This window comes from Granulicella sp. S156, from assembly GCF_009766105.1.
Taxonomy (GTDB): domain Bacteria; phylum Acidobacteriota; class Terriglobia; order Terriglobales; family Acidobacteriaceae; genus Granulicella.
The window spans coordinates 233428-256741 of record NZ_LMUH01000009.1 but is presented as its reverse complement, the minus strand read 5'-3'; the positions used below and the strand labels follow the sequence as shown (position 1 = coordinate 256741).

The window sequence follows — 23314 nt, the reverse complement described above, 5'->3', positions numbered from 1 at the left end:
ACAGCGGAGTGACAAATTGGATGATTTGTTCGCCCGCTATATTCCCGCATTTTCTCCTTGTCGCGCTCTACTTCGCCGCGACGGCTGAAGTGCCGCGGCCGGTGAGTTCGCGAATGAGGGCGACCTCATGTTCCCTATAGGGCGTATCGTCCTGGCGAAATACTTCATGAAACCAGATCGGCGGCTTGACCATTACATAGGGCCGCTGCCAAGAGTCCCAAGGAAGATAGGTTTGTGTCTTACCTGCGACGAGGCCCCAATTAATAGCCGCAACGTGATAACGCTTTGCAATCGGCAGGCTCCCATCAAAGGTGCTGCCCGCGCCGCGGGCCATGTATTCGGTACAAAGAACGGGGCGGCCGTATGGCAGTAACTCATGGATGCGCGCTTCGAATCCCTCAGGCCAGTCGTAGTTGTGAAAAGAGATGACGTCGGATTCCGCGAGCTGAATCTTCGTCGTTTCGCTCTCCCGTGCGGGATGAGACCAATCCCCATCCCACAGACCACTTGTCAATGGCTGGTTCGGATGCACGGACCTTGCCCAGGCAAAAGCCTGCGGTAGCAGCGCGTCGACAAGCTCAGCTTTATTCCGCAACTCTCCAGCCTTGTAATCTCCGTTGCCATTGTCAGGTTCGTTCCAGATGTCCCAGGCAAGGACACGCGGATCCTTTGCGAAGGCGCCCACTACACCCTTTACATAGGCTTCAAGCCTGGGCTTCGCCTGCGGATCGGCGAGTTCCTGCGCACCGGGGCTTTGCACCCATCCTGAGTTGTGCACGCCCGGGATCGGCGGATGCTGTGGCCCGAGCCGCGGATTCGGATCCCAACAGGAGTCGAACAGGACGAAGATAGGACGGATGTGGTGCTTTGAAGCGATGGAAAGGAACTCATCCAGGCGATGCTTGAAAACCTCCCGGTCCTGCGCCCATAGCTGATCCTGCAGGAACACCCGCATCGTGTTCATGCCGATGCCTTCCGCAAGGCCGAGCTCTTTGTCGTTAAGTTGGGGATTCCATGTTGCCGCCTGGAACATCTCAAGTTGGTTGATCGCGTCGGATGGCACGTAGTTAGCGCCCACCAGCCACGGTTGCTGCTCATACCAGGCGTTAGCTCGCTCTGCGGTCCAGCGGCCTACTGTGTTCTGACTATGTGCGGATGCAACAAGGCACAAGCATAGGCAACCGATCCAACCAATTCGTTCCTTGAACATTCGCCCCCCTGAATCCTTGCGACAGCATGCGCACAGAGCGAATAGCCACCCCACAAGAAATATGTCAGCACGCCTCTGCAGACATCATCAGACCAGTCAATGATAGGCGCGCAGCAAACCTATTCCTATGGTGCGACTTTACCCAATTCGAATAGTACAGTTGACATGTTCCGCACGAGCCCACAATCGTGTAATCCGTATTAGAGACCATGCGATGATGCGACACCTAACGAACGTCTTCGGCTCCATCGTGTGTACAGGAGCGCTGCTGTGCGCTGCGGGCTGCACCGGGAAACGGCCCACGCGCATCGCAGTTATTCCAGAGACAACGGCCCAGGAGATATGGGAGTCCGAACACGCAGGAGTCGAAGAAGCTGCGCTGCCTTTGCATTGGGATATCTACTGGAACGGCCCTAGTCGAGAAGACGACATAGCGCGGCAGATCCAGCTTGTCGACCATGCCATCGATAACGGAGCTCAAGGCCTCATCCTCTCACCGGACCATGCCTTTTCACTGATCGATCCGGTCCGCGCAGCGCTGCTAAAGGGCATACCTACAGTCATCCTCGGAACTCCACTGGCGATGCCTTCATCGTCGAAGCTGGTCTTCATCCTGAATGACGATCAGGAAGGCGGCAAGCTTGCAGCTCTGCGTGCGTCACTCTATCTCAAACCGGGTGACGCGGTAGCGGTACTTGGCGTCGATCCTAATTTTCTCGGGTCGATCGATCGTGCAGATGCTTTCGAGCGAGTCATTCGGCAGAAAGACCCTCAGGTGAAGATCGTTGAAGAGCGAAGCACTTCCTTCAGCGTTGCGGAAGCGGAAGAGACTACGGAGGAAGTGATCCAGTCTGTACCGAATCTCCGGGTGATTTTGATGCTCAACGTGAATCAAAGCAGAGGTACGTATCAAGCCTGGTCTCAGGCTGGAGCGTCGAGCCACATCAAGTTAATCGGTTGCGATCAGGACCTTGACCTGATGAATCATCTGCGGGCTGGCGACATCGACGCACTCATAGCGGAGAACACGTTCCAGATGGGCGCGGACGCCGTTCAAAGCCTTCAAGATCAGATGCTCCGCAGATCATCCCCAACCCGCATCCTGGAAAAGCCTGTGCTCGTGACGCGGGAGAATGCAGATTCGGAGCCGGTCCAGCACCTGCTCGACATGAACTGGACGAGGCAATTGCCATGATGAAAGGCGCTTACAAATTGCCGGCTCGAATCTGGATGCTCCTCCTGTTTTGCGTTGGTGCAACGTTTTGGTGCAGCGGCTGCCATCAAGGACGAACGCAGTATCCGGCCTACGCCTTGAAATCGAACAGCCTGGATGACTGGCAGAGCTACGGTGGAACGTGGGATGTGTCGAATGGAGTCGTACACAACCATTCTGACGAGCGCGGCGCCAAGCTGCTAGCCGGATCGAGCCAGTGGACTGACTATCGGCTGCAGGCGGACGTGCGATTCGATGGCGATCATGGCGATATGGGAGTCATCCTGCGATCGTCTCGTGAAGAAGAGGGGGTTGACGCGTATGACGGCTACTATGTCGGGCTTCGCACAACCGACGGCACGTTGATCATTGGGCGTTCCGACTACGGCTGGATGGAGGCGCGGCCGATACCTATGCCAGGCGGAGTCCATGCCGATACGTGGTATCGCCTTATCGTGATTGCCGAGGGCTGCAAGATAGGTGCCACGTCAGAGAATCTAACGACAGGCGCGAAGATTGGCCTTGTCTTCTCGGAGCAGCAGTGTCGAACGTCTGGCCGTATCGGATTGCGCTCACTTGCGACAGGCGGCAGTTGGAGAAACATCGAAGTTGCCCCGTCGAGCGCACAGGACTTCGAACAGCTGGCTACGTATGCCGCGGGCGTTGAGAAGCCTGAGTTTCCCAAGCGAGAGGCCGATTACAACAGCTTCTTCCGCTTTTCCGCGCCACACGATATTGCCTCTCGCGATGCCGGCAGCCAAACGATGCAAACGCTCCCACAGCCGCGCATTAGCGATCTTCAACAGATGTCACGAGACACTCCAACGCATGCGATGGTGCGTGGCGTTGTAACCATTACCAGTCCTCAACTCTATATCCAGGATGCAACCGGAGGCGTCCGCGTGGAGGACAGCGCTGGTTTAGCCGCCAACGTTGGCGACACCGTCGAAGTGAGTGGCTATGTAAAGCCGACTCTCTATAGCGCGATCTTCAAAGACGACACAGTACGGCTTCTCTGGAGCGGAACACCAGTGCCACCGATCTCGGTTACGCCAATCCAGGCGGCATCGGGTTCCTATGATGCACGGTTCATCGAAGTCCAGGGACACCTGAGCAATGTTGTCACCGACGCTGCCGGACACGTGGAACTCGAGATCAGGGAGGACAGCCAGAGCTTCAAAGCCATCCTGAAAAATGCTCCAAAGCGATATCTGCGCGAGCTTCAGCCAGGAAGCTATCTGCGATTGCGCGGTGTCTGTGTGCTGGACCGGCAGTACACCCAGGCAACAACCGCATTCGCGTTGCTTCTTCGCTCCGAGGACGATGTGCAGGTATTGGCTGGCCCGCCCTGGTGGACTCCATTTCACGTAATACTGCTTTTTGCGGGCCTGCTTGTGCTTGCGCTGCTCATCCAGGTTATCTACTTCCGGATTCAGCGCTGGAAGACGCTGGCGATCACGCAGGAACGGGAACGGCTCGCGCACGATATTCATGACACGATGGCGCAGAGTTTCGCGGGCGTAGGCTATCAGATACAGGGCATCCGCAGCAGCATCGTCCAAGGCACCCACAACGGCCCGAATGAAGTCGCCGATAAATTGGACGTCGCCTATCAACTCGTTCGACGCTGCCACGAAGAGGCAAGTCGCACCGTCGCCATGTTCGGCGTGTCCCTGGAAGGGTCAGGCGGACTTGTCGACGAACTCGAAAACACAGTCGTGCGCATTGCCGGTGAACAGGTAAAAGCAGTTGTCGCCATTGAAGGTACGCCGCAGCCTTTGAGCCTTCGCCTAACCAAGGCCTTGCTGCATATCGGGCAGGAAGCGATTACAAATTCGCTACGGCATGGCGCGCCGACACAGATACGGATCGTGCTTGGCTTCGAGCGCAATGAACTCTATCTCACCATCGCGGACGACGGCTGCGGCTTCGAGGAAGCTCGCGTGAAGCCTCATCTCGGCATGCAGGGAATGCGACAGAAGACAAGAGAGATCGGCGGCCAACTGGTGATCGCAAGCAACGTAGGGAGTGGCACCCAGGCAACGGTGCGCGTGCCACTGCAGCAGGAGAGACCTGCAGTGCGCACGCGCTTGCTGCGCGCCATCACAAAGATGTTCTCTCGCCGTATCGTCAAACAGCATCCTTAATTCGGCTACTTGTCGGCGGAGAGATCTATCGAGCCGGCATGGCCCCCGTCCCGTAATACATGCGGCAGACCTTATCCGCATACCGCGAAGCTACCTCAAGGATCTGCTGACCATGCTGAAGAGGCAATAGCGGCGATGAATAGTTTGGACAGTAGTTATCGTAGGCTTCGGGTACTGCGACCGGCGCTTTCATCGTGCGCCATGGACCACTGCCGTCAGCCGTGTCGTTCAGAAACAGCACTTGCCCATTCTGCTTTGAAATAGAGCCGTCGGCCTCGATCAACATCTGTCCTACGGCCACAAGTTCCGTCTTACCGTCGGACAACACAATCTTTGTGTTCGTCGGTGCATGCTCAAAGTATTGGCCCGTCTGGCTCACAATCTTCCTGCCGGCATCCGCCGCGTCTCCCCAGTTCCAGCCATCGGTAGAGGTCCTGGAAAAAGCGGAGCAGCCGGCGGTGCCACAAACCTCGTAGGTCATAAAGTAAAGGTTTGGCTTAAGTCTCGTAACAACCGGCATACCGGGCCGCGCAGCGGGGTCTACCACTGCCACCGTATGTTCAGGAGCGCTCCAGTGCACACCGTCATAGGAGCGCACCTGATTGAGCAGTTGGCTGTGATGTGGCTGTGTCTCATCCGAGTAGAAGCAGACCAATGCGCCATCCGATGCGATCGTAAACTCTGGCTCCCAAAGACCGCCCGCACTCGCTCGCGGACCCCGTGCGACCGCACAATCGGAGAGGTAATGCCATGAGGCAGCTCCATCCGTGCTGCTATAGATGCCGATGTGCATAGCGACGGTTTTCGACGTTCCTCCGATGGAGCCTGCCCAAAGCAGCGTACCCGCTTCGAGCGCTCCAACCTTTTGCGGAAGCTCATAGAGCGTGCCACAGCATAGGCCCTCCTTGAAGGAGGCATCTTTGATTGAGCCTGCAAGATGAAATCCTGTCCTGACATCGCCCGAATAAAGGTCTTCTTCGGATTCGCCGCCGTGAGGCGCCGTAACGCTAATGATGATTCGATCGTTCCTGGCGTGGTCAGGACTATGAGCGGTGCGCACCACTCTTGCATACAGCGCTGTGCTCTCGCTGAGAGGTGTGTCAGATTGAGCAAGTGCTTTGCCGAAGCTGAAAAAGGAAACCAGAACCATCGCCAACAGTGTGCATACTGTAAAGCCGGGTCTCGCGTTAGAACGAAGAATTGCTGGCTGACGGCCCATGTTAACCTCGAGTCATTCTGTGCTGGTGGGGTCGTTGAAAAGATGCAGGTGAGCCCAGTCGTCCTTGAACTCACCTGCGGCCAGTTAGAAGTTCACATGGATTTGCACGTTCAGGTTGCGCGGCGGCGAATCCGCCGAAGGAGTCTGTCCCTGGATGACGGTTCCAAACAGATTGGGCGGATCATTGGGATTTGTATCGAACCGTGCCGTAAGAAGGTTGAAGTGGTTCAATACATTCGATGCCTGCAACCGCGCCACTACATTGACGCCTTCACGGATTTTGAAGGACTTCTGAAGAGCGGCATCAGAAAGAATCATCGGTTTCATGCGAACGAAGCTGGAGCTGGTAGGTAGAGTCTGTTCATAGGGCAGATCCGTTACTTCAAGCCAGTCATAGTTCGCAGGGTTCGTGCCGCATTGCTGCGCCTCTACTCCGGTGTTACCACCCGGGATAGTTGGAGAGCCACCGGGGTTATAGTCTAGTACGCAACCGTTCCATGCGCGTACCTGCTGCTGGTGCCAGTTCTGATGGTTATAGAACCGATTGTGCGGAAGCGGAATGGCATTCGTCGGCAACGACGCGGGTTCACCACTCTGAACCGTGAAGTCCGGGGAGACCTCCCAGCCACCAACGAAGGCATCGAGTACGCGATTTTGCACCCTGACCAGTTTGTCGCGGCCAATTGGAAGCTGGAAGACTCCAAAGACCTTGAACACATGGGGCAGCCCTTCAGAGTATGGACTGCGCTGGCGCAGATTCAACGCCTGGTTCATCCATCCCCACTGCTCGATCTGCTTCGACCATGCATAGCTGGTGTTGAAGGAGATGCCATGTTCCAGCTTCTGCGTGTAATCGACTTGAAGCCCGTTGTACCAGTTATGACCCTGGTTGAGGCCGCTGGTATTGACCGCCTGGAACTCTGGATGCGGACGATTGAGGTCATACGCATCGAAGGTAGATGCCGTGTAGTAGCTCGTGCTCTGGAAGGCCGATACTCCGGTAAATGGATTTGCCTTTTGAGCCGTGCAGAGGCTGTTATTCCCTTGTGCATAGATCTCATCGCACTGTTGCTGGAAGCCCCACGACGGCAGGTTCGCATCGTACGTCATGTCGTAGCCTATGACGCGGTTTCCTACATAGGAGGCATCCACTACACCGTTTTTGAATAAGCGGTACTGAAGACCGAGCGAGAATTCATTGGAGCTCGGGATCTTGTAATTCTGGCTGTACGTCGTGAGAGTCTGACCGACACCTGTGAGGGTGCCCAACGTGGACCCAGTAGGCTGAATGAGTCCGCCTGGATACGGATTGGTGAGGACATTGGAGATGGGTGTTCGACCGCCGTCATTCGATGTCACCAACGGGGTATTTGAGGAGAAGCCAAGTTGTTGGATCATCCCGTTGCTTTGGAAGTTGGTATAGAAGAGGCCATAGCCACCACGGACCACCAGCCGATCGAGGGGCTGCCATGCAAAACCCAGGCGCGGCTGGATATTGTGATACACGGTCGGGAATGGAGACCTCGGATTCCCATTCACGTTGGCAAATTCGAGGCCCCCTGTAAGGTTCGACGTCTGCGGCAGGATACCGATCGCACTCGGCGGCAGTTGTGCCTGCACCGCATTCGGCACGTTGGGATTGAATCCTATATCAAGGGAATTGTATTTATCGACGGGCGCCGTCAACACGTCGTAACGGAATCCCAGATTGAGCGTAAGGTTCTTCGTGATCTTCCAGTCATCCTGGAGCCATGGTGCAAGATACCAGGTAGAGATCGTCTCCGTGGCGTTGTACGCCGTGTTGCCGTTGGACGGTGTTCCTAGCAGGAAAGTCGCAAAGCTATCGCCGCTGTACGTCTCGGAACCAGTATTGTTGAAGTCGGCGCTCGTGAAGTCGCTGTTGCTGGTAAACGTGGGATAGCCCGGATTGATAAATGTGAAATGCACCAACCGTACGTCCCAGCCTACGCGGACATTGTGTCTTCCCATGGTGCGGGAGATATTCCCTTCGGTGGAATAGGTGCCTGTGTCCTCGGTGTTATCAAACCAGCCAACAGGGCTATAGTTCTGGAAATTGTAGTCGCCGAAGAAGTTCGGTTGCTGCAGACTGCTTCCATAGCTTGCCGGATAGCCCAACGAGGCGAGATCTACATTCTGGTTGGATGGGCTCTTCCATAACACTCGGAAGAAGCTATAGCCGTAGCGGACGTTGAGCACAGTCTTGGGATTCACTGCGTCGATAAAGTCGACGAGGAAGCCCTTACTTGTGCGTGAAAACTGGCCACCATATTCACCAGGCCCCACGATGCCGCCCGCGTTGCTGACCTCGGTAAAGTTCGCATAGAAGGGACGTACAAAGAACTTGTATTTGTCACCGATGTCAAAATCGAAACGGCCCAACAAGTTGTGGAAGTGCCAATTGAAGTAGTTGTTTGGAATATTGAGATTTTCCGTACCGGGCCGCTGCCCCGCAGGCGTCGTGCCTACCGTTGGAAATACCTTCGCAATATTCATGGCAACCGGATTCATACGGTTCGCCGGGATGACATTGTTCGGAAATGGATCGCGGACCCAATCGCCGTTAGCACCTGCGTGTCCAGTCGCGGGATCATCGATCTGCACGCCGAACGGCAGTAGTTCGGAGAAGTCACCCGTTTTCATCTTGGCCGTGGGGTAGGACAACAACAGGCCCCTCGGCAATAGTTCTGAGTAGTGGTCGAAGGCAAAGAAGAAGTACGGCTTGTATGTCTGTGACGAAGGAATCACATGTGGCGCCACAATGGGTCCGCCCACCTGGAAGCCCAGTTGTGTTTGAGTGTTGAAGGGCGTCGTGTTGGCGTTCGTATTGTTGATCGCGTTCTCATACTTATTCTGATAGGTATTCGCGTTCCAACTTGTACGCCGAAGGGACATCCATCCCATGCCATGCAGCTTCGCTCCACCAGAGAGCGTGGTGAGGTTAATCACCCCACCGCTTGTATGACCGTACTCCGCGTCATAATTGTTCGCGCTTACGGTAAAGGTCTTTACCGCATAGACCGGAGGCGTGTAGGCGTAGGTATTAAGTCCGAGTTCAGCATCGTTGGGACTGCCGTCGATCTCGAACTCGTTGAGGTACATGAGACCGCCGTTGATCAGATACTGTGACGTGATAGTCCAGGGATCGGTATAGATTCCAAGCGGCCGCATATATACCCCGGGGATGTCTTCACCCAACATCACGGGGTTTCCGTTGATGACGGGGAGGTCCGTGACATCTGCGTGTTCGATATCCCAGGCTCGCGTCGCAGACTCCGTCTGCAGGAGCGCGCCTTCCGCCGTGACAGTCACATCCGCAGTTATGGTAGCCGGCTTGAGCGCCGCTACGATGCTGGACGAGGCATAGGCCTGCACAACGATACCCGTTGTAATAGACGTGCTCATCGTGGGCGCCGTCGCGGTGACCTGGTAGGTGTCCGGCTCAAGGAACTGAAAGGTGAATGAACCCGTCGCATCTGTGGTTGCGGGTGTCACCTGCTTTGTGCTGCTGCGTTCAAGCTTCAAAGAGGCTCCCGGAACGGCGGCCCCTGTCGAGTCAGTGACGGCAACCGTCAGCTTGGCCCTGTAATCCTGTGCATCGGCATTCCTGCCGAAGATCATCATAATCGCAATGGCAGTGACGCAGGTACGGGCTATGGCTCCCGGTGTGCCTCGTAAAACTTTCATCTTGCCTCCTAAGACAATAAAACCTTGCATGGCATGAGAAGAATCCTTTGGACAGAGCTGAAATTGTCTTCTTGTGGCCGATTTTGTCGCGAATCGTTGCCATACCCCAAATACGGTCTATCTGGAGAGGGCGGCGACCGCCGTGCGTGACCACGGCCATGCTGTCGATGTGACGCGTTGTCGCAATATCTGTCGCCGCTCAATTGGGAACAGATCAACCTGGCCGAAGATTACCTGTGGCGCAACAGCGCCGAGATCGGCGCTGACAAGTTCAGGCCGCTGCAACCGGCTTAGCGGACGGCTTTCCGTTTGCTGAGTCGGTCCTTATTGGGAGTGGATCCAATAAGATCAATTTGAGGTTGGGTTACTAAACATCGCCGGTAGCGGTGCAACTGAAATTCACAAAGGCTTGTTCGTTAAGGAACTGATCGGAAATATAGAATATAACTGTCTGGGAGCTTTCCGTCTTTCCTGTATACAGCGTGTAAGAAACCGTGAAATTAGATCCTTCAGTTCCACTTATCGTACATGCAGCACTGTAAGACAAATTCGCAAATGAAACTGGCCAATAAACCGTAAGAGTGCAAGAATCATCCGGCGCTACGTTACAACTAGTCACCTCATTGGTTGTTTGGGTCTCCCAGACAGAATCTGAGGCAACAGCAAGGATGTTCCAGCCTCCTACACTGGATGTATTCGCTGTCGTATCCACTGCGTTGGCAAGACCGCTCTTGCTATCAAAATCTCTATAACTACCATTATGTTGAGCCATGGCTACGCTCGTCCAGACTAGAAGCGCAGCCCCTGAGAGTAATAGCTTTTTCAAGACTTTCACGTTGAACCTCCCTTACAAGGCATAGAAGCTGAAATGGTCTTCTTGTCGCCGGGCACAACAATAGTGTCTTTGGAGGTGTTCGCACAATGCGATAGAACACCCAACCTTGCATGGGTCATATGAACTAGACAGCGAGAGGGCGTACGTCATGCTGCACGCCGGGCATATGGGCAAAATGACATACGTGAGGTAGTTCACGTATGCTCTCGACTCAGGTGCAACGTGTCTTCGGAATCCCCCAACTATGTAGATCAACTCCGCGTACTCATCGTCGACGATCATCCCGTTGTTCGTGTCGGCTTAAAAACGCTGCTGGAAAGTAACAGGCGCTTCATCGTCAGCGGCATGGCCAGTTCAGCAGAAGAGGCCATCGAGGAAGTGACCCGTTGTGTTCCGGATGTCGTCCTGATGGATCTGCGTATGCCGCAGGTGGAGGGGGTCGAAGCGATCCTTCAGCTGCGCCGTCTACAGCCAAGCCTACGAATTCTTGTACTCACAAACTACGAGCAGGATGAGTACATCCTGCGGGCTCTCCAGGCGGGCGCCATGGGATACCTGCTGAAGAGTACCCCTCAGGAAGAGATCGTTCATGCCGTGGAGATGGTCCATCAGAATAAGCGATATATTCCACCACGTATTGCGGTGCGGCTCTCCGAGGCCGTCGCCCATGAAGAGCTGACGCAGCGGGAGCTGGAAGTGCTTGCTCTTGTCGCAGAAGGTTTAACCAACAAGCAGGTCGCAGAAAAGCTCTATATCAGCGACAAGACGGCCAGAAATCATGTCACGAACTGCCTTGTGAAGCTAGGCGCAAACGACAGAACCGAAGCAGTCACACGAGCGATCAACCGCGGCCTTTTGCGCATGTCCGAGTGAATAAGATTCATCAGCGACTTTGGCAGGTCCCTGCCCATATTCATTCACCTTTGGTGATGGAATGGAAGAAGTCGTCGGTTCAATCACAATCAGGTCCACCCATCAACCCCACGACTGAGCTGGCGAAGGTCTTGCATCCTGCATACCCTGCGGTGCAAGCTACTGCTGGAGAAGTAATAGCGGGTGTCCGAACAATTTGTAACAGGGAGTGATTCATGATGAAGCGCAGGGATGTATTGAAGGGGCTTTCGATTGTGACGGGGGGTGCATTGTGCATGGGGCCGTCCTCCTTGCAGGCACTTGCGATCGAAGATGAGAACAAGGCAGCCAAGCTTCCGCTGGCGGTCGGGATTCGTGGGCTTGTGCGGAAGGACAGAAAGCCGATGCAACCGATTCAGATTTCTGTGCAGCCTGCTGGCAGAGACGCTGAGGTGGTGACGACGCTTGATGGAATGGAGATTGACCGGAGAACACTGTCTGCGGGGCATCACACGTTCCAGGTGTTGATTGCTGCGGTGGCGGAGGCTCGAGATGGCGCGGTAACGGTGACGGTGGGAGACACCACAAGTTCGGCAGTCGTGAAGCTACAACCTGTTCGCAAGGTGCTGGTGTATGTGCTGCCGCACTCGCATCATGACCTTGGATATACGGACCTGCAGGCCGATGTGGAAGAGAAGCAGACGCAGAACATCACGCTGGGGATGGAGCTCGCGCGCAAGACCGCAGGCTATCCAGAGGGTTCGAGGTTTGTGTGGAACCTGGAAGTGCTGTGGGGGGCAGACCAGTTTATGCGGCGGCGGTCTCAAGCTGAGAAGGATGCGTTTATCGCTGCAGTGAAGAATGGCTGGGTGAGCCTGAACGGGATGTATGCGAATGAGTTGACAGGGCTATGCCGGCCGGAGGAGCTGGTGCAGTTGTTTCGTTATGGCACAGAGCTGGGAAAGACGTGTGGGGTGCGTGTGGACTCGGCGATGCTGAGCGATGTGCCGGGCTTTACGTGGGGTACCGTGAGCGCAATGGCTGAGGCGGGAATACGGTATTTTTCGGCCGCACCGAATTATTTTGACCGCATCGGGAGCCTGATGGTGGAGTGGCAGGACAAGCCGTTCTGGGCGGTTTCACCTTCGGGTAAAGAAAAGGTGTTGGTGTGGATTCCGTGGACAGGGTATGCGATGTCACACGTGATGAAACTGGGCTCAGAGTGGGTAGGGGCCTATCAGGACCGCCTGGACACGGTGGGCTTCAAGTACGACATCTCCTACATTCGCTGGTCGGGGCATGGGGATAATGCAGTGCCTGATCCAGAGTTGAGCGAGTTCATCAAGGGATGGAACGAAGAGTACGAGTGGCCGAAGTTTCATATCTCATCGACGAGCGAGGCCTTTGCGGCGTTTGAGAAGCGGCATGGAGCGGAGATACCGGAGAAGCATGGAGACCTGACGCCCTACTGGGAGGACGGCGCAGCGTCGTCGTCGCTGGAGACGAAGATGAGTCGCGTGGCGGCGGACAGGCTGACTCAGTCCGAGGCGCTGGGTGCGATGTTCTCGCCGACCGTGTTGCGTAACGCGAAAGTAAACGAGGCGTGGAGGAACATTCTGCTTTACTCGGAACACACGTGGGGCGCGTGGTGCAGCGTGTCGGACTCCGAGAACCCGTTTACGAAGAAACAATGGGATGTGAAACGACAGTTTGCAGTGGATGCAGAGAATTTATCGAGGGCGCTGCTCGCTGATGTACTGCCTGCGGCTGGCGCGGACACCGCGGCGATCGATGTACATAATTCGACATCGTGGACACGAAGTGAGTTGGTAGTGTTGGCGGCGGCCCTGTCCACAGCGGGGGACCACGTGAAGACTGAACATGGCGCTTCGGTGCCTTCACAAAGACTCTCTACAGGAGAGCTGGCATTTGTGGCGCAGAATGTCCCGGGCTTTGGCAGTGCACGGTTTCATCTGTCAAAGGCAAAGGCGCAAGTTCCAGCGAAGCATGTGACGTTCACGGAAGGCGTGCTCGAGAACGGTATCGTGCGCGTGAAGATCGATCCGGTGAGTGGCAACCTCGTGGAGCTAACGTTGCACGGGAAAACGGAAAACCTCGTCGATCGCAGTAAGGGAGAGGGCGCCAACGAGTATCTCTTCCTCGAGGGTAGCGATGTATCGAAGGTGCAGCAGAGTGGAGCGGCTACCGTACATGTCGAAGAGATAGGACCACTGGTAGTTTCGGTGCGAGTCGAGTCGAGTGCGCCGGGATGTAACAGTCTGGTGCGGAGAGTTCGGTTGGTTGCGGGCGAGGATCATGTGGAACTGACGAATGTCGTCGACAAGAAGCGGGCTCCGCTGAACCCTCATCCGGGCAAGGGTGGGCCCGGGGATGACTTTGCGCAGCGCGAGGCAAAGGAGAGCGTGCAGTTTGCATTCCCTTTCGCGGTGCGCGAGGGCACAATGCGAATCGATGTGCCGCTGGCCGTGATGCGGACGGAACTCGATCAACTGCCGGGCTCGTGCAAAAACTGGCTGCCTGTAGGACGATGGGTGGACGTGTCCAACACCGAGCATGGCGTGACATGGGTAACCCTGGATGCGCCACTGGTAGAGGTAGGTGGAATCACAGCGAATATGCTCGGGTCTCAGCGGGATCCGAATGCCTGGCGGAAGCAGATTGCGCCGACGCAGCGGTTCTATTCGTGGGTGATGAACAATCACTGGGGGACTAACTATCGCGCGTACCAGGAGGGCGTAGTTGAGTTTCGATATGCCTTGCGACCACATGAGGGGTACGATGCTGCGGCTTCCAGCCGGTTCGCCATTGGGCTCTCGCAGCCACTTGTGACGACGGTGGCGAGTGCGGGGGCGCTAAAAGCACCGCTGCTAAAGGTTGAACCTCAGGATGTGTTGGCACAGGCACTTAAGACGAGTGAAGATGGCCAGGCTTGGGTGCTCCGGTTGTTCGGCGCCTCCGGCGAAGAGCGAAAAGCGAAAGTAACGTGGTCAGCTGAAGCTCCGCAGATGTGGCTGAGCGATGTTAGCGAACAGCGGTTGCAACGGCTGGAGCACGAGGTCACGGTTGCAGGTTGGGATCTTGTAACGCTGCGCGACGATCGTGCGTGACGTTAGCTTCACACGCAGGAGTTCGAGAGTGACATGTCGGGTAATGCGTATGCTGTTCCCGCATTACCCGACATGTTTTCATTCAGCTCTTAAGGCTTCGACTGGATTGACGGATGCGGCCCGGCGCGCGGGAACGAAGCACGCAACACCAGATACAAAGATCAGCAGAGCCGTTACGCCAACATATGTGACCGGGTCGAATCGGGACACGCCAAACAACAGCGCTGCGATGCCAGAGCTCGCAGCAACTGCCCCCAGCAATCCAGCGAACAATCCAAACACAGTAAGCGTCATGCCCTGGCGAATCACCAGCGCAAGGATGCTGCCACGCGAAGCTCCCAGGGCGGCACGAACTCCGATCTCACGGGTTCGCTCACTGACGCTCCCAGCGAGCAAGCCATAGATGCCAGTTGCTGCCAGCACTAATCCCAGCATCGCAAAGGCTTCAAACAGCAGGAGAACGAAATGCCGCTCTGCCTCGGAAGCTGTCAGGAGGTTGTCCATGGTAGCAAGCCGTACGATGGGCTGATCCTTGTCTACGGACCATATGGCATCGCGGATAGCAGGAGCAAGCGCAGCCGCATCGCCGCGTGTCCGCACCACCAAAGACTGCGCGCTGTCTGCCCATGCCCATTGCTTCGTGGAGATATAAAAAGCATCTTCGTCGCCCATCGCCAGCGACTCTTGCTTCACATTGCCCACCACGCCAACAATGGTGGCCCATGGTTTGTCCGCATGGCCAGCGTCAGGCCCCACACGAACCCGCCGGCCAATGGGGTCTTGTCCGGGAAACTCCCGAGTCGCCAGCGATTCGCTGATGAGCACCACAGCAGGAGCACCGGCTTCGTCGTGCTCACTGAGCAAGCGTCCGCGACGGAGCGGAATGTGCATCGCCTCGATGTACCCCGGCGTGACCGCATAGCGAAGCGCGGGATCCCCGACCTCATTGTTCTTTCCTTCAAACTCGACACCATACGTATCAGCGTCTCCACTCAACGGCAACTGGGTGCTAAAACCCGCCGAGAGTACGCCGGGTACCTGACGTACCTGTTCGAGCGCCTCCGTAAAAAACTGGAGTCTAGCTGCATCCTTATCAAATCGATGACCTGACTCTTGCACCTGCATCGTCAGCAGATGCGAAGTATCGAAGCCAGGATCAACGGAGAAGAGATGCTGCATACTGCGCAACAACAGTCCCGTGCTGACCAGCAGTACCGCAGCCAGAGACACCTCCGCTATGACAAGAATGCTGCGCATCCAATGGCGGCCGCCAGCAGTACGTCGCGAGTTCTGCCGCAACGCGGTGTGCAGGTCTTTGCGAGAGGCCTGCCACGCCGGAACCAACCCAACCACGACACCGATCAATGTAGTGATACCGAGACCAAACAGAAATACTGTGACGTCGACACGGATCGCACTTACCCGTGGCAACGCTGGTGGACTGAGCGCGATCAGCGCTCGTACCCCAGTGAATGCTACCGCCATCCCGAAGACCGCGCCAAGACTTGCCAGCAAGAGGCTCTCCGTAACCATCTGGCGGATGAGCCGAGTTTGTGTGGCCCCTAGAGCGGTGCGCATCGCAAACTCTGCCTCCCGCTGCGCTCCGCGTGCCAGCAGAAGATTCGTCACATTGACGCAGACAATCAACAGGACCAGGAAGACCGCTCCGAGGACCGCCAGCAGAGCGGGCCGAACACTGTTGGTGAGATCGCTCTGCAGCTCATTCACAATCATTCCGGCCGAAGCACCGCCCGAGCTGTCATAGCCCTTTGGATTCGCCTGTACAAGCGCCGGCAGGATCACATCCAATTCGCTTCTGGCTTGTTCCCTGCTGATGCCGGGTCTAAGCCGTCCTACCATGCGTAAATGATGTCCCCATTCCCTGCCGTCCGACGGCAGGGATGGGTCATATTGCAGCGGTGCCCAGAGCTCTGCCGAGGGGGCCAACACGTTCTCAAACTGTGGGGGCATCACGCCGACTACGGTGTAGCTATCATCGTCGAGCCGCACCTGTTGTCCCACGATGGCCTTGTCTCCCGCAAAGCGCCGACGCCATAACCTCTCGCTGAGGATCACTAGATTGGCGCCATGGAACCTGTCGTCCGACGCATTGAAGTCTCGGCCTAGCAAGGGCGATATGCCCAACGTTCGGAAGTAGTTCGCGCTGACACGTTGACCTTCAAATCGTTCTGCCCGGTCGGTCGCAACGAACGTTGGCTGCCACGGCTTCATCACTGCCATCGCAGTGAAAGATTGGCTCCGCTCTGCCAACCCATGAAACGTGCCAAAGCTTACGCCCATTGGGCCACCGTCGCCCCTCATCTCCCAGATCATCATGATCTGTTTGGCGTGTGGGTACGGTAATGAATCAAGCAGGATAGGTTTTATCGTGCTGAAGATTGCCGTACAAGCGCCAATTCCCAGCGCCAGAATCGCAATGGAAGTCCAGGCAAAACCTGGCGAACGCCGCAGCTGGCGCACCGCATAGCGAACGTCAACTCCAAAGCTGTCCAGACCCAACGCGGCGTCAGCCTCTGCAACCTCTTCCTTGATGACGATCGGGTTTCCAAAGCGAAGCAACGCATCCCGGCGGGCCTCCTCTCGTGACATCCCAGCCGCGCAGTTGTCTTCAACCCGCATCTCCAGATGCGACCGCAGTTCTTCGTCGATCTCCCGATCTATTCTGGAGCGAATCAGCAGATTCGCAATACGGCGAACAAGCGACATACGATCACCTCACGCGTACCGCAGCATAGCGCGGACACCCTTGACCAATTGTTCAAAGCTCTTTTCAGCGTCCTGCAACTGCTTTCGCCCAGCAGGAGTCAACTTGTAATACTTCGCCTTGCGATTGGTCTCTGTCATCGCCCATTCCGAGCTAATCCATCCGCTCTGTTCCATGCGGTGAAGCGCGGGGTAAAGCGATCCTTCTTCTACGCGCAGCAATTCATCCGAAGCTCGCTGGATATGCAGCACAATCCCATAGCCGTGCAACTCCCGCGACTGTGACAGTGTTTTGAGGACCAATAGATCGAGTGTTCCCTGAAGATCGTTTTTTGCCATACTTGACACCTAGACATCTTAGGATAGCTCATCCTACCCATAGACGTCTTGGCATGTCAACGTGAGAACCAGTTGCACTTAGCGGGCAAGAGGTTGATTCGATTTCTCCAGCTCAGACACGCGGACGGTTCCATTCCGTCGGTGACGGCAAGCACAATAGCGCCTACTAACAGCAAAACTTGCAAGTCAAACTTGCAAGTTTGACTGTTCTTTGCATACACTGACTCTGTCATGCCACGAAAGACCAACGAAACCGCTATCACCGACTTTGGACAGGCTATTGGGCTACTGGTGCGGCGTGCCCGCGCGGCCAGCGCTTCGCACGAGCTCTCCTGGACCGAAACTGCCGTTCTGAAGCGCCTCGCCAAAGACGGCGCTGCCACTACCGCCGACCTGGCACGCTCACAAGGCATGCGGCCGCAGTCGATGCGAACCATCGTCGCGTCGCTTGAGGAGATGGGCATGATCGCGCGCAAGCCGCATGCCACCGACGGCCGCCAGGTAAATCTTGAGCTGACACCTAAGGGTTCCGCCGAGGAAAAGAGCGCCACCGACGCAAAACGAACGTGGATGGCACAAGCCTTCGCCCAACTCAATGAGCAGGAACGCGAGACGCTGTTCGAGGCCGGCAGGATCATCAAGCGCATGGTCGAAAGCGACCCCCAGTGAGAAATGAACATAGCCTGTGAAGAAGCCCACCACCAGTTCCGATCCACAGAAAAAAGTTCTCTCGGGAAGTTCGTTGTCGCATGCCTGGCGAGCCTTGCGGCACCGCAACTTCAAACTCTTCTTCTTCGGCCAAAGCATCTCCGTGATCGGCACCTGGATGACCCGGCTGGCTACAACATGGCTGGTCTACCACCTGACCCATTCGGCGCTGATGCTTGGCATTGTCAGCTTTTCAGGGCAATTTATCTCCTTCGCACTGGGGCCGTTTGCAGGGGTCTGGGTCGAGCGGCTCGACCGCCGCAAGCTGCTGGTCTGGACACAAGCGGCTGCCGCAGCTCAATCACTTGCCCTGGCAGCGCTGACCTTGGCCCACGTCATCACTCTTTGGGAGATCATCGCTCTCACCGCCTTGCAGGGTTTGATCAATTCGCTCGACATGCCGGGACGCCAGAGCTTCCTCGTACAGATGGTCGAGGATCGCAATGACCTCAGCAATGCCATCGCCATCAACTCGTCGATGGCGAACGGTGCCCGGCTGATCGGCCCGGCCATCGCCGGCCTGGTGGTCGCAGCCTTCGGTGAAGGCTGGTGCTTCCTGATCGATGGCCTCAGCTATATTGCCGTGATCGCATCGCTTCTGCTGATGCACATCAAACCGTTAGACCTGCGCCGCAGCACAGCCAGCATGTTCGAACAGATGCGCGAGGGTTGGGACTACGTCCGTACCTTCCGGCCTATCCGAACTATCCTCTTGCTCTTCTCGCTGGTCAGTCTTATGGGCTACTCCTGGTCCGTGCTCCTGCCAGTCTTTGCCGCCAGGGTACTGCACGGCGGTGCAACCACTCTCGGCTGGCTTACGGGAGCCGCCGGTGTCGGCGCGCTCGCATCGGGACTTTCGCTGGCAGCCCGGAAGTCGGTTGTCGGGCTCACGCGCATGATCCAGATTGCTGCTGCGATGCTCGGAATAGCACTAATTCTCTTCGGCCTCTCGCATACGTTATGGCTATCGCTCGTCCTCATGGTCTTCGTCGGTTTCGGCATGCTGCAGACCGCGTCCGCCAGCAACACGATCATTCAATCGCTGGTGCCGGAAGATAAGCGTGCTCGCGCGATGAGCTACTACACCATGGCCTTCTTTGGTTCAGCGCCGTTCGGCAGCTTGTTCGCGGGCGCGCTGGCTGACCGGATAGGAGCACCGCACACCGTCCTCGTGACCGGCACGTTCTGCATCGCCGGATCGCTTTGGTTCACGCTCGAACTGCCCAAGATCCGAAAGATCATGCGACCGATCTACCAGGAGAAGGGGCTGCTGCCCATGCCCGACATCACCATAAACCCCGACATACTGGAACCCGCTAAATAGCTCTCCAGTGAGCCGCACGAAAGGAAAAGACCACCATGAACTGGCACAGCTACATCGCTTGCTTCTTCGCCGGAATGTTTCTCGCCAACGTCGTGCCTCATTACGTGCACGGCATCTCTGGCAACCGATTCCCAACCCCCTTTGCGAAACCTCCCGGAAGAGGACTGTCATCGGCAACGGTGAACGTTGTCTGGGCTCTCGCTAATTTAGTCGCCGGCTTCCTCCTGTTTCGGCTCGGAAAAGTTTCGAGCGGAAACACCCTGGCACTTCTTATTTTCTTCACAGGTATCGCTGTCATCAGCATCATGGCGAGCGTCTCCTTCACCAAGAAACACGCCCAGTAACCCCCGCGCAAGCGCTCCACCCTCGAAAGGAACAACCATGCCTCTCACAACACTCGATACCACCGCGGCCCTGATCGTGATCGACCTGCAGAAAGGCATCGTCGCCATGCCGACCGTGCACTCCACCGCTGAGATCGTCGATCGGTCTGCCCAGCTCGCCCGCGCCTTTCGCGAGCGCGGTCTGCCCGTCGTTCTGGTCAACGTGACGGCGCCTGCTCCTGGCCGCACCGACGCCGGACCTCGCAACTTTTCATTTCCAGATAATTGGGCTGAGCTTGTCCCCGAGTTGGAGCAGCATCCCGACGATTACCTCGTCAGCAAGCAGCGGCCAGGCGCATTCATCGGGACCGGGCTGGATGAGTACCTGCGCGGGCGCGGTGTAAGCCAGGTTTTCTTGACGGGCATAGCAACCGGTAGCGGCGTGGAAGCGACAGGACGCAGCGCCTTCGATCATGGCTACAACGTTGTGCTTGTCGTGGATGCGATGACGGACCGGGACGCTGAAGTGCATCGTCATAGCATCGAGAAGGTCTTCCCTCGGCTGGGAGAGACAGACACAACTGAAAACGTGTTGAAGCTGTTGCGCAGCTAAAGACGCAACTCTCCAGTTTGCCGAAAACACCGTTTCCAGCAAACTTCATTTTCCGGACATCGCAAGAAAAAGCTAGCTAATGGCTGTAATTCTGCGCAAACGTGTCGTGCGGCAACCTCAGGGAACGAGAGCGGTGCGCAAGAGCATAGGCCGCATCCCGGTCCATGACACCGCCGATGGAAACCAGGTACGGAGCGTGCCCGCTGGGGCTGAAGACCGCCGGCTCCAATTCAGGATGGCTATGTGCGAGTTCGGAGACCTTCTTCTCCGCGTCCGTGCTGCGGTTGTAGGTGAAGGTGATCACGCGCCAACCGGCGCGGGAGTCAGCCGATGCGGGGAGGCTTTCGCGCGGCAGATCCGCAGTGACGGGCTTGGGAGCAGTGCTAGCCGCGGTCTGTTCCGCCGATTGAGCGGCTGGTTGCGAAACGGCGGCAGCCTGCTGGGCTGGGTGCTGACGCGCATTCCATACGTGCGCAAGTCCCCATACGGAAAGAAGCAGGAGAACAGCAACAAGACCGATGCCGAGCCAGCGGGAGTTCAGCGAGAAGCTCTGCTCTTCGCCCCAGGTATCCTTGTGCGCGGTTGCGCGAGCAGATCCCGCGTTCCGGTCCTCCTTGAGGAGAGGGAGAGGAAGCTGCGCCTCCGGCTGCATAGACTGCTTGGGGGCAGCACCCGAAGTCTTCTGCTCGGCCACGGCTGTCGTTGCCGGAGCCGCCTTCTCCGATTTCGGCGCTGTAGGTTGATTCGAACCAAACTGGCGTCCGAGAGCGGCTTTTATGTTCTCCAGTCCCCATGTGCCATCGAGTCCATTGCGGATGATCTGGCCGAACGGCGGAGGCATAGCGGAATCGGGAATGCCCTCAACCGATGCCTGTTGCGTAAGTGCCTGGAGGAGCACGGTTGCGAGATCGCGCACGTCGCGCTGCTTCGCGACGCGGCCTTCCTCGCCCTCCGGCGCTTCGCGGATGCAGTCACTGCGCAGTTTGACTACGCTGCTCAAGGCAAAGATATTGCGCGGCTCGATGTGCTCGTGAATGAAGCCATGGGTGTGCAGCACATCGAGCGCTGCCACCAGGCTGGATGCCAACTGCGCCACATCCTCGACCGTCAGGTGGCCTTGGTCAAGGACCTCGGCAAGATTCGTGTCCACCTTCTCCAGGACGGCATAGACGACTGGGCGGCCATCGATCTCGGTCTGTCCGAAGCTCTCGAACTTGAGGAAGTTCGGATGGTTCAACGCCTCCACGCAACGCCAGCGGGCAAGAATCTCCTCCTCATCGAAGTGGCACTCGATAAGGCGCAGCACCGTTGGCTCGCCCGTGGTCCCGGTGGTGCTGTAGAACGCACTGCGGCCCTCGGGCATCAGAAGTTTTTTCAAGAGGAAAGCGCCGTCGATGGTGACGCCTTCATAGTCGGTCCATAGCTGCATATATCAGGTCCTGCGTGGGGAGTGGGATAAGGCCAAAATGCCGAAAGGGCGAGTGACACAGGCAGGCAGTCGAGCCGCTGGTGCGTACGCAGCAGCTCTTGTTGTCACGTTTATTATCGCAAACAATGGCGTAGATTTACGCACAGGTAATCTTGCTTGAATCCGGGGGCAGAACGCACCGGCCGGAAAAGAATGTTGGGCGCATTACGAGCAAACGGGACAAAACAGAAAGGGGGGCGTCGGATCGTGGGTTGGTGGCACGGGAGAGTCAAAGACCATGAAACAGAAGGCTCACTCCCGGTTGGGCGAGACGGACACAACTGAGAACGCGTAAAGCTGTTGCATAGCTGAAAGGCACCCGTGCGGAGAGATGCATCTGTCCATGAGGTAAGCCGAATTATTGCGACCTACAGACCGAGTATTCAGTCCACTTCGCGTTCACCTGCAAAACGAACTTGTTACTAAGTGTCCAGCAATCTTTGTGTAATCACAAGCCGGCTTCCGGGTGCCCATTGGCGTCTGTACCGTCATAGAACATGATGAAGCTGTGGTACTGCCAAGGCTAGAACTAACCGCGAAAACGCTGTCAGCCTCAGCTTTCTGGTCGAAGCTAGTTCGCTGATGGCCTCTCGACAGAATCGACTAAAAGAACATTTACCGGATTCTTCCTTGTAGTCAGCTTCAGCCCCAGCTGCTCCTGCAATGCGCTGAGCAATGACGGCGACGCGTCAGCGTCTTCGTCACCAGTCAGCGTTGCAGGTGTCCATCTGAGTGTGAAGTTATATCTGCCTTTCAGGCCCGTTCGATCCATCACCATACGGCCAGTCAATTCCGCTTGCGAGCTCAAAGTTTTTGCGAAGAGCGTCATATCTGTGTTGTGCGCCTCTAGCCAGCCAACTCCCCTCACATTGACCCTGTTCTGCGGAATATCAGAGGGCAGGTGGGCGTCCAAAACACCATGCGACAGCTTTGGACCGCCTTTCGCTATCTCTAAGGTGTACGTGGTCAGCGTTCTCTGCTCCTGATGCACCTTCAGTCCAAATCGTTCTGCCAACAGGGACTGCATCAACGCGCGATTGGCATCCCCCTGTTTTTCGGCCGGAAGATCCTGAATGTGCTTTGCCACACCTTCATCTTCCTTCGCCGTCACGTCGAACCGCTCTGTGCTCATCCAGGACGGCCCTCCAATAACCTGCTGCTCAGACGCAAAGTTGAGATCGTAAGCGATAGAAATTATCTCCTGGAGGGTCATGTTTCTGACCAGCAAACGGTTGCCCAGGTCGCGGATCGAGGGGGGTATAGGGCTACTGGGATCGGTATCTCTAATCGTCGCAACCTCAAAAGTTAGAGGGGCAGCATTTTGTGCATAAGCGCCCTGTAAGACGGTCATCATCAGTCCAAGCATGCACATCCTGCGAATCACCATACTTATCTCCCGTACTCATGCATCCCAATGCGCTAGCTGCGAGTCCCGATAATAGATTAGTACCGGCAAAGGCTCTTCTCTCGATCTCTTTCCAGGTCACCCCTCTCTTTACGGGACTC

16 protein-coding genes and 1 pseudogene are annotated in these 23314 nt (G+C 56.5%); 9 read left to right on the top strand and 8 right to left on the bottom strand.

Translation table 11 applies throughout. The features are described from left to right. Positions 1–67: 67 nt before the first annotated feature. Positions 68–1171 carry a cellulase family glycosylhydrolase gene (locus GSQ91_RS08665; protein WP_254064435.1) on the bottom strand — a complete coding sequence of 368 codons (1104 nt, stop codon included), beginning with the start codon at positions 1169–1171 and terminating at the stop codon, positions 68–70. Between the two features lie 253 nt (positions 1172–1424). On the opposite strand from GSQ91_RS08665, the gene GSQ91_RS08660 reads away from it, so the two are divergent. Together GSQ91_RS08660 and GSQ91_RS08655 are read left to right on the top strand one after the other, a co-directional pair. Continuing rightward, complete coding sequence (locus GSQ91_RS08660; RefSeq protein ID WP_158821137.1) at positions 1425–2405, top strand: substrate-binding domain-containing protein; 981 nt, start codon at positions 1425–1427, stop codon at positions 2403–2405. 116 nt (positions 2406–2521) lie between these two features. After that, complete coding sequence (locus GSQ91_RS08655; protein ID WP_158821135.1) at positions 2522–4570, top strand: ATP-binding protein; 2049 nt, start codon at positions 2522–2524, stop codon at positions 4568–4570. 25 nt (positions 4571–4595) lie between these two features. Here GSQ91_RS08655 and GSQ91_RS08650 read toward each other — a convergent pair whose 3' ends face one another. After that, positions 4596–5720 carry a sialidase family protein gene (locus GSQ91_RS08650; RefSeq protein ID WP_158821133.1) on the bottom strand — a complete coding sequence of 375 codons (1125 nt, stop codon included), beginning with the start codon at positions 5718–5720 and terminating at the stop codon, positions 4596–4598. Between the two features lie 153 nt (positions 5721–5873). Continuing rightward, positions 5874–9494 (bottom strand): carboxypeptidase regulatory-like domain-containing protein, encoded by a 3621-nt coding sequence (locus tag GSQ91_RS08645; protein ID WP_158821131.1) that lies wholly within the window; start codon positions 9492–9494, stop codon positions 5874–5876. Between the two features lie 109 nt (positions 9495–9603). Between GSQ91_RS08645 and GSQ91_RS08640 the strand changes: the two are divergent. Beyond that, positions 9604–9788 (top strand): annotated as a pseudogene (locus tag GSQ91_RS08640) (Tn3 family transposase); the annotation flags it as partial. 73 nt (positions 9789–9861) lie between these two features. Here the strand turns inward: GSQ91_RS08640 and GSQ91_RS08635 are convergent. Beyond that, complete coding sequence (locus tag GSQ91_RS08635) at positions 9862–10329, bottom strand: hypothetical protein (protein WP_158821129.1); 468 nt, start codon at positions 10327–10329, stop codon at positions 9862–9864. Between the two features lie 222 nt (positions 10330–10551). On the opposite strand from GSQ91_RS08635, the gene GSQ91_RS08630 reads away from it, so the two are divergent. Continuing rightward, the gene (locus GSQ91_RS08630; RefSeq protein WP_254064434.1) at positions 10552–11202 is read left to right on the top strand and encodes a response regulator transcription factor; all 651 of its coding nucleotides are present in this window, start codon (positions 10552–10554) and stop codon (positions 11200–11202) included. A gap of 215 nt (positions 11203–11417) precedes the next feature. Then, entirely contained in the window at positions 11418–14309 is a 2892-nt protein-coding gene (locus GSQ91_RS08625; RefSeq protein ID WP_158821127.1) for a glycoside hydrolase family 38 C-terminal domain-containing protein, read from the top strand. Between the two features lie 78 nt (positions 14310–14387). Here GSQ91_RS08625 and GSQ91_RS08620 read toward each other — a convergent pair whose 3' ends face one another. Together GSQ91_RS08620 and GSQ91_RS08615 are read right to left on the bottom strand one after the other, a co-directional pair. Next, positions 14388–17036, bottom strand: a complete 2649-nt coding sequence (locus GSQ91_RS08620; protein ID WP_158821125.1) for an ABC transporter permease — start codon at positions 17034–17036, stop codon at positions 14388–14390. Positions 17037–17045: 9 nt separating this feature from the next. After that, complete coding sequence (locus tag GSQ91_RS08615; protein WP_158821123.1) at positions 17046–17372, bottom strand: PadR family transcriptional regulator; 327 nt, start codon at positions 17370–17372, stop codon at positions 17046–17048. A 231-nt stretch (positions 17373–17603) separates the two neighbouring features. Between GSQ91_RS08615 and GSQ91_RS08610 the strand changes: the two genes are divergently transcribed. From GSQ91_RS08610 to GSQ91_RS08595, 4 genes are read left to right on the top strand one after another with little or no spacing between them, the layout of a single operon-like run. Beyond that, positions 17604–18041, top strand: a complete 438-nt coding sequence (locus GSQ91_RS08610; RefSeq protein WP_158821121.1) for a MarR family winged helix-turn-helix transcriptional regulator — start codon at positions 17604–17606, stop codon at positions 18039–18041. Positions 18042–18057: 16 nt separating this feature from the next. Then, positions 18058–19404, top strand: coding sequence for an MFS transporter (locus GSQ91_RS08605; RefSeq protein ID WP_254064432.1), 1347 nt, complete (start codon positions 18058–18060; stop codon positions 19402–19404). 35 nt (positions 19405–19439) lie between these two features. Then, positions 19440–19748, top strand: a complete 309-nt coding sequence (locus tag GSQ91_RS08600) for a hypothetical protein (protein ID WP_158821119.1) — start codon at positions 19440–19442, stop codon at positions 19746–19748. A 37-nt stretch (positions 19749–19785) separates the two neighbouring features. Then, the gene (locus GSQ91_RS08595; RefSeq protein WP_158821117.1) at positions 19786–20340 is read left to right on the top strand and encodes a cysteine hydrolase family protein; all 555 of its coding nucleotides are present in this window, start codon (positions 19786–19788) and stop codon (positions 20338–20340) included. Between the two features lie 76 nt (positions 20341–20416). On the opposite strand, the gene GSQ91_RS08590 is transcribed toward GSQ91_RS08595, so the two are convergent. Continuing rightward, complete coding sequence (locus GSQ91_RS08590) at positions 20417–21769, bottom strand: hypothetical protein (RefSeq protein WP_158821115.1); 1353 nt, start codon at positions 21767–21769, stop codon at positions 20417–20419. A 610-nt stretch (positions 21770–22379) separates the two neighbouring features. Continuing rightward, positions 22380–23174 carry a TIGR03435 family protein gene (locus GSQ91_RS08585; protein WP_158821113.1) on the bottom strand — a complete coding sequence of 265 codons (795 nt, stop codon included), beginning with the start codon at positions 23172–23174 and terminating at the stop codon, positions 22380–22382. Between the last annotated feature and the right edge of the window lie 140 nt (positions 23175–23314).

Bases quoted from the DNA above. Each gene is read 5' to 3' on its own strand.
- GSQ91_RS08660 (WP_158821137.1), top strand. From the start codon at position 1,425: ATGATGCGACACCTAACGAACGTCTTCGGCTCCATCGTGTGTACAGGA.
- GSQ91_RS08650 (WP_158821133.1), bottom strand. From the start codon at position 5,720: ATGGTTCTGGTTTCCTTTTTCAGCTTCGGCAAAGCACTTGCTCAATCT.
- GSQ91_RS08645 (WP_158821131.1), bottom strand. From the start codon at position 9,494: ATGAAAGTTTTACGAGGCACACCGGGAGCCATAGCCCGTACCTGCGTC.
- GSQ91_RS08625 (WP_158821127.1), top strand. From the start codon at position 11,418: ATGATGAAGCGCAGGGATGTATTGAAGGGGCTTTCGATTGTGACGGGG.
- GSQ91_RS08620 (WP_158821125.1), bottom strand. From the start codon at position 17,036: ATGTCGCTTGTTCGCCGTATTGCGAATCTGCTGATTCGCTCCAGAATA.
- GSQ91_RS08615 (WP_158821123.1), bottom strand. From the start codon at position 17,372: ATGGCAAAAAACGATCTTCAGGGAACACTCGATCTATTGGTCCTCAAA.
- GSQ91_RS08610 (WP_158821121.1), top strand. From the start codon at position 17,604: ATGCCACGAAAGACCAACGAAACCGCTATCACCGACTTTGGACAGGCT.
- GSQ91_RS08600 (WP_158821119.1), top strand. From the start codon at position 19,440: ATGAACTGGCACAGCTACATCGCTTGCTTCTTCGCCGGAATGTTTCTC.
- GSQ91_RS08595 (WP_158821117.1), top strand. From the start codon at position 19,786: ATGCCTCTCACAACACTCGATACCACCGCGGCCCTGATCGTGATCGAC.
- GSQ91_RS08590 (WP_158821115.1), bottom strand. From the start codon at position 21,769: ATGCAGCTATGGACCGACTATGAAGGCGTCACCATCGACGGCGCTTTC.
- GSQ91_RS08585 (WP_158821113.1), bottom strand. From the start codon at position 23,174: ATGCTTGGACTGATGATGACCGTCTTACAGGGCGCTTATGCACAAAAT.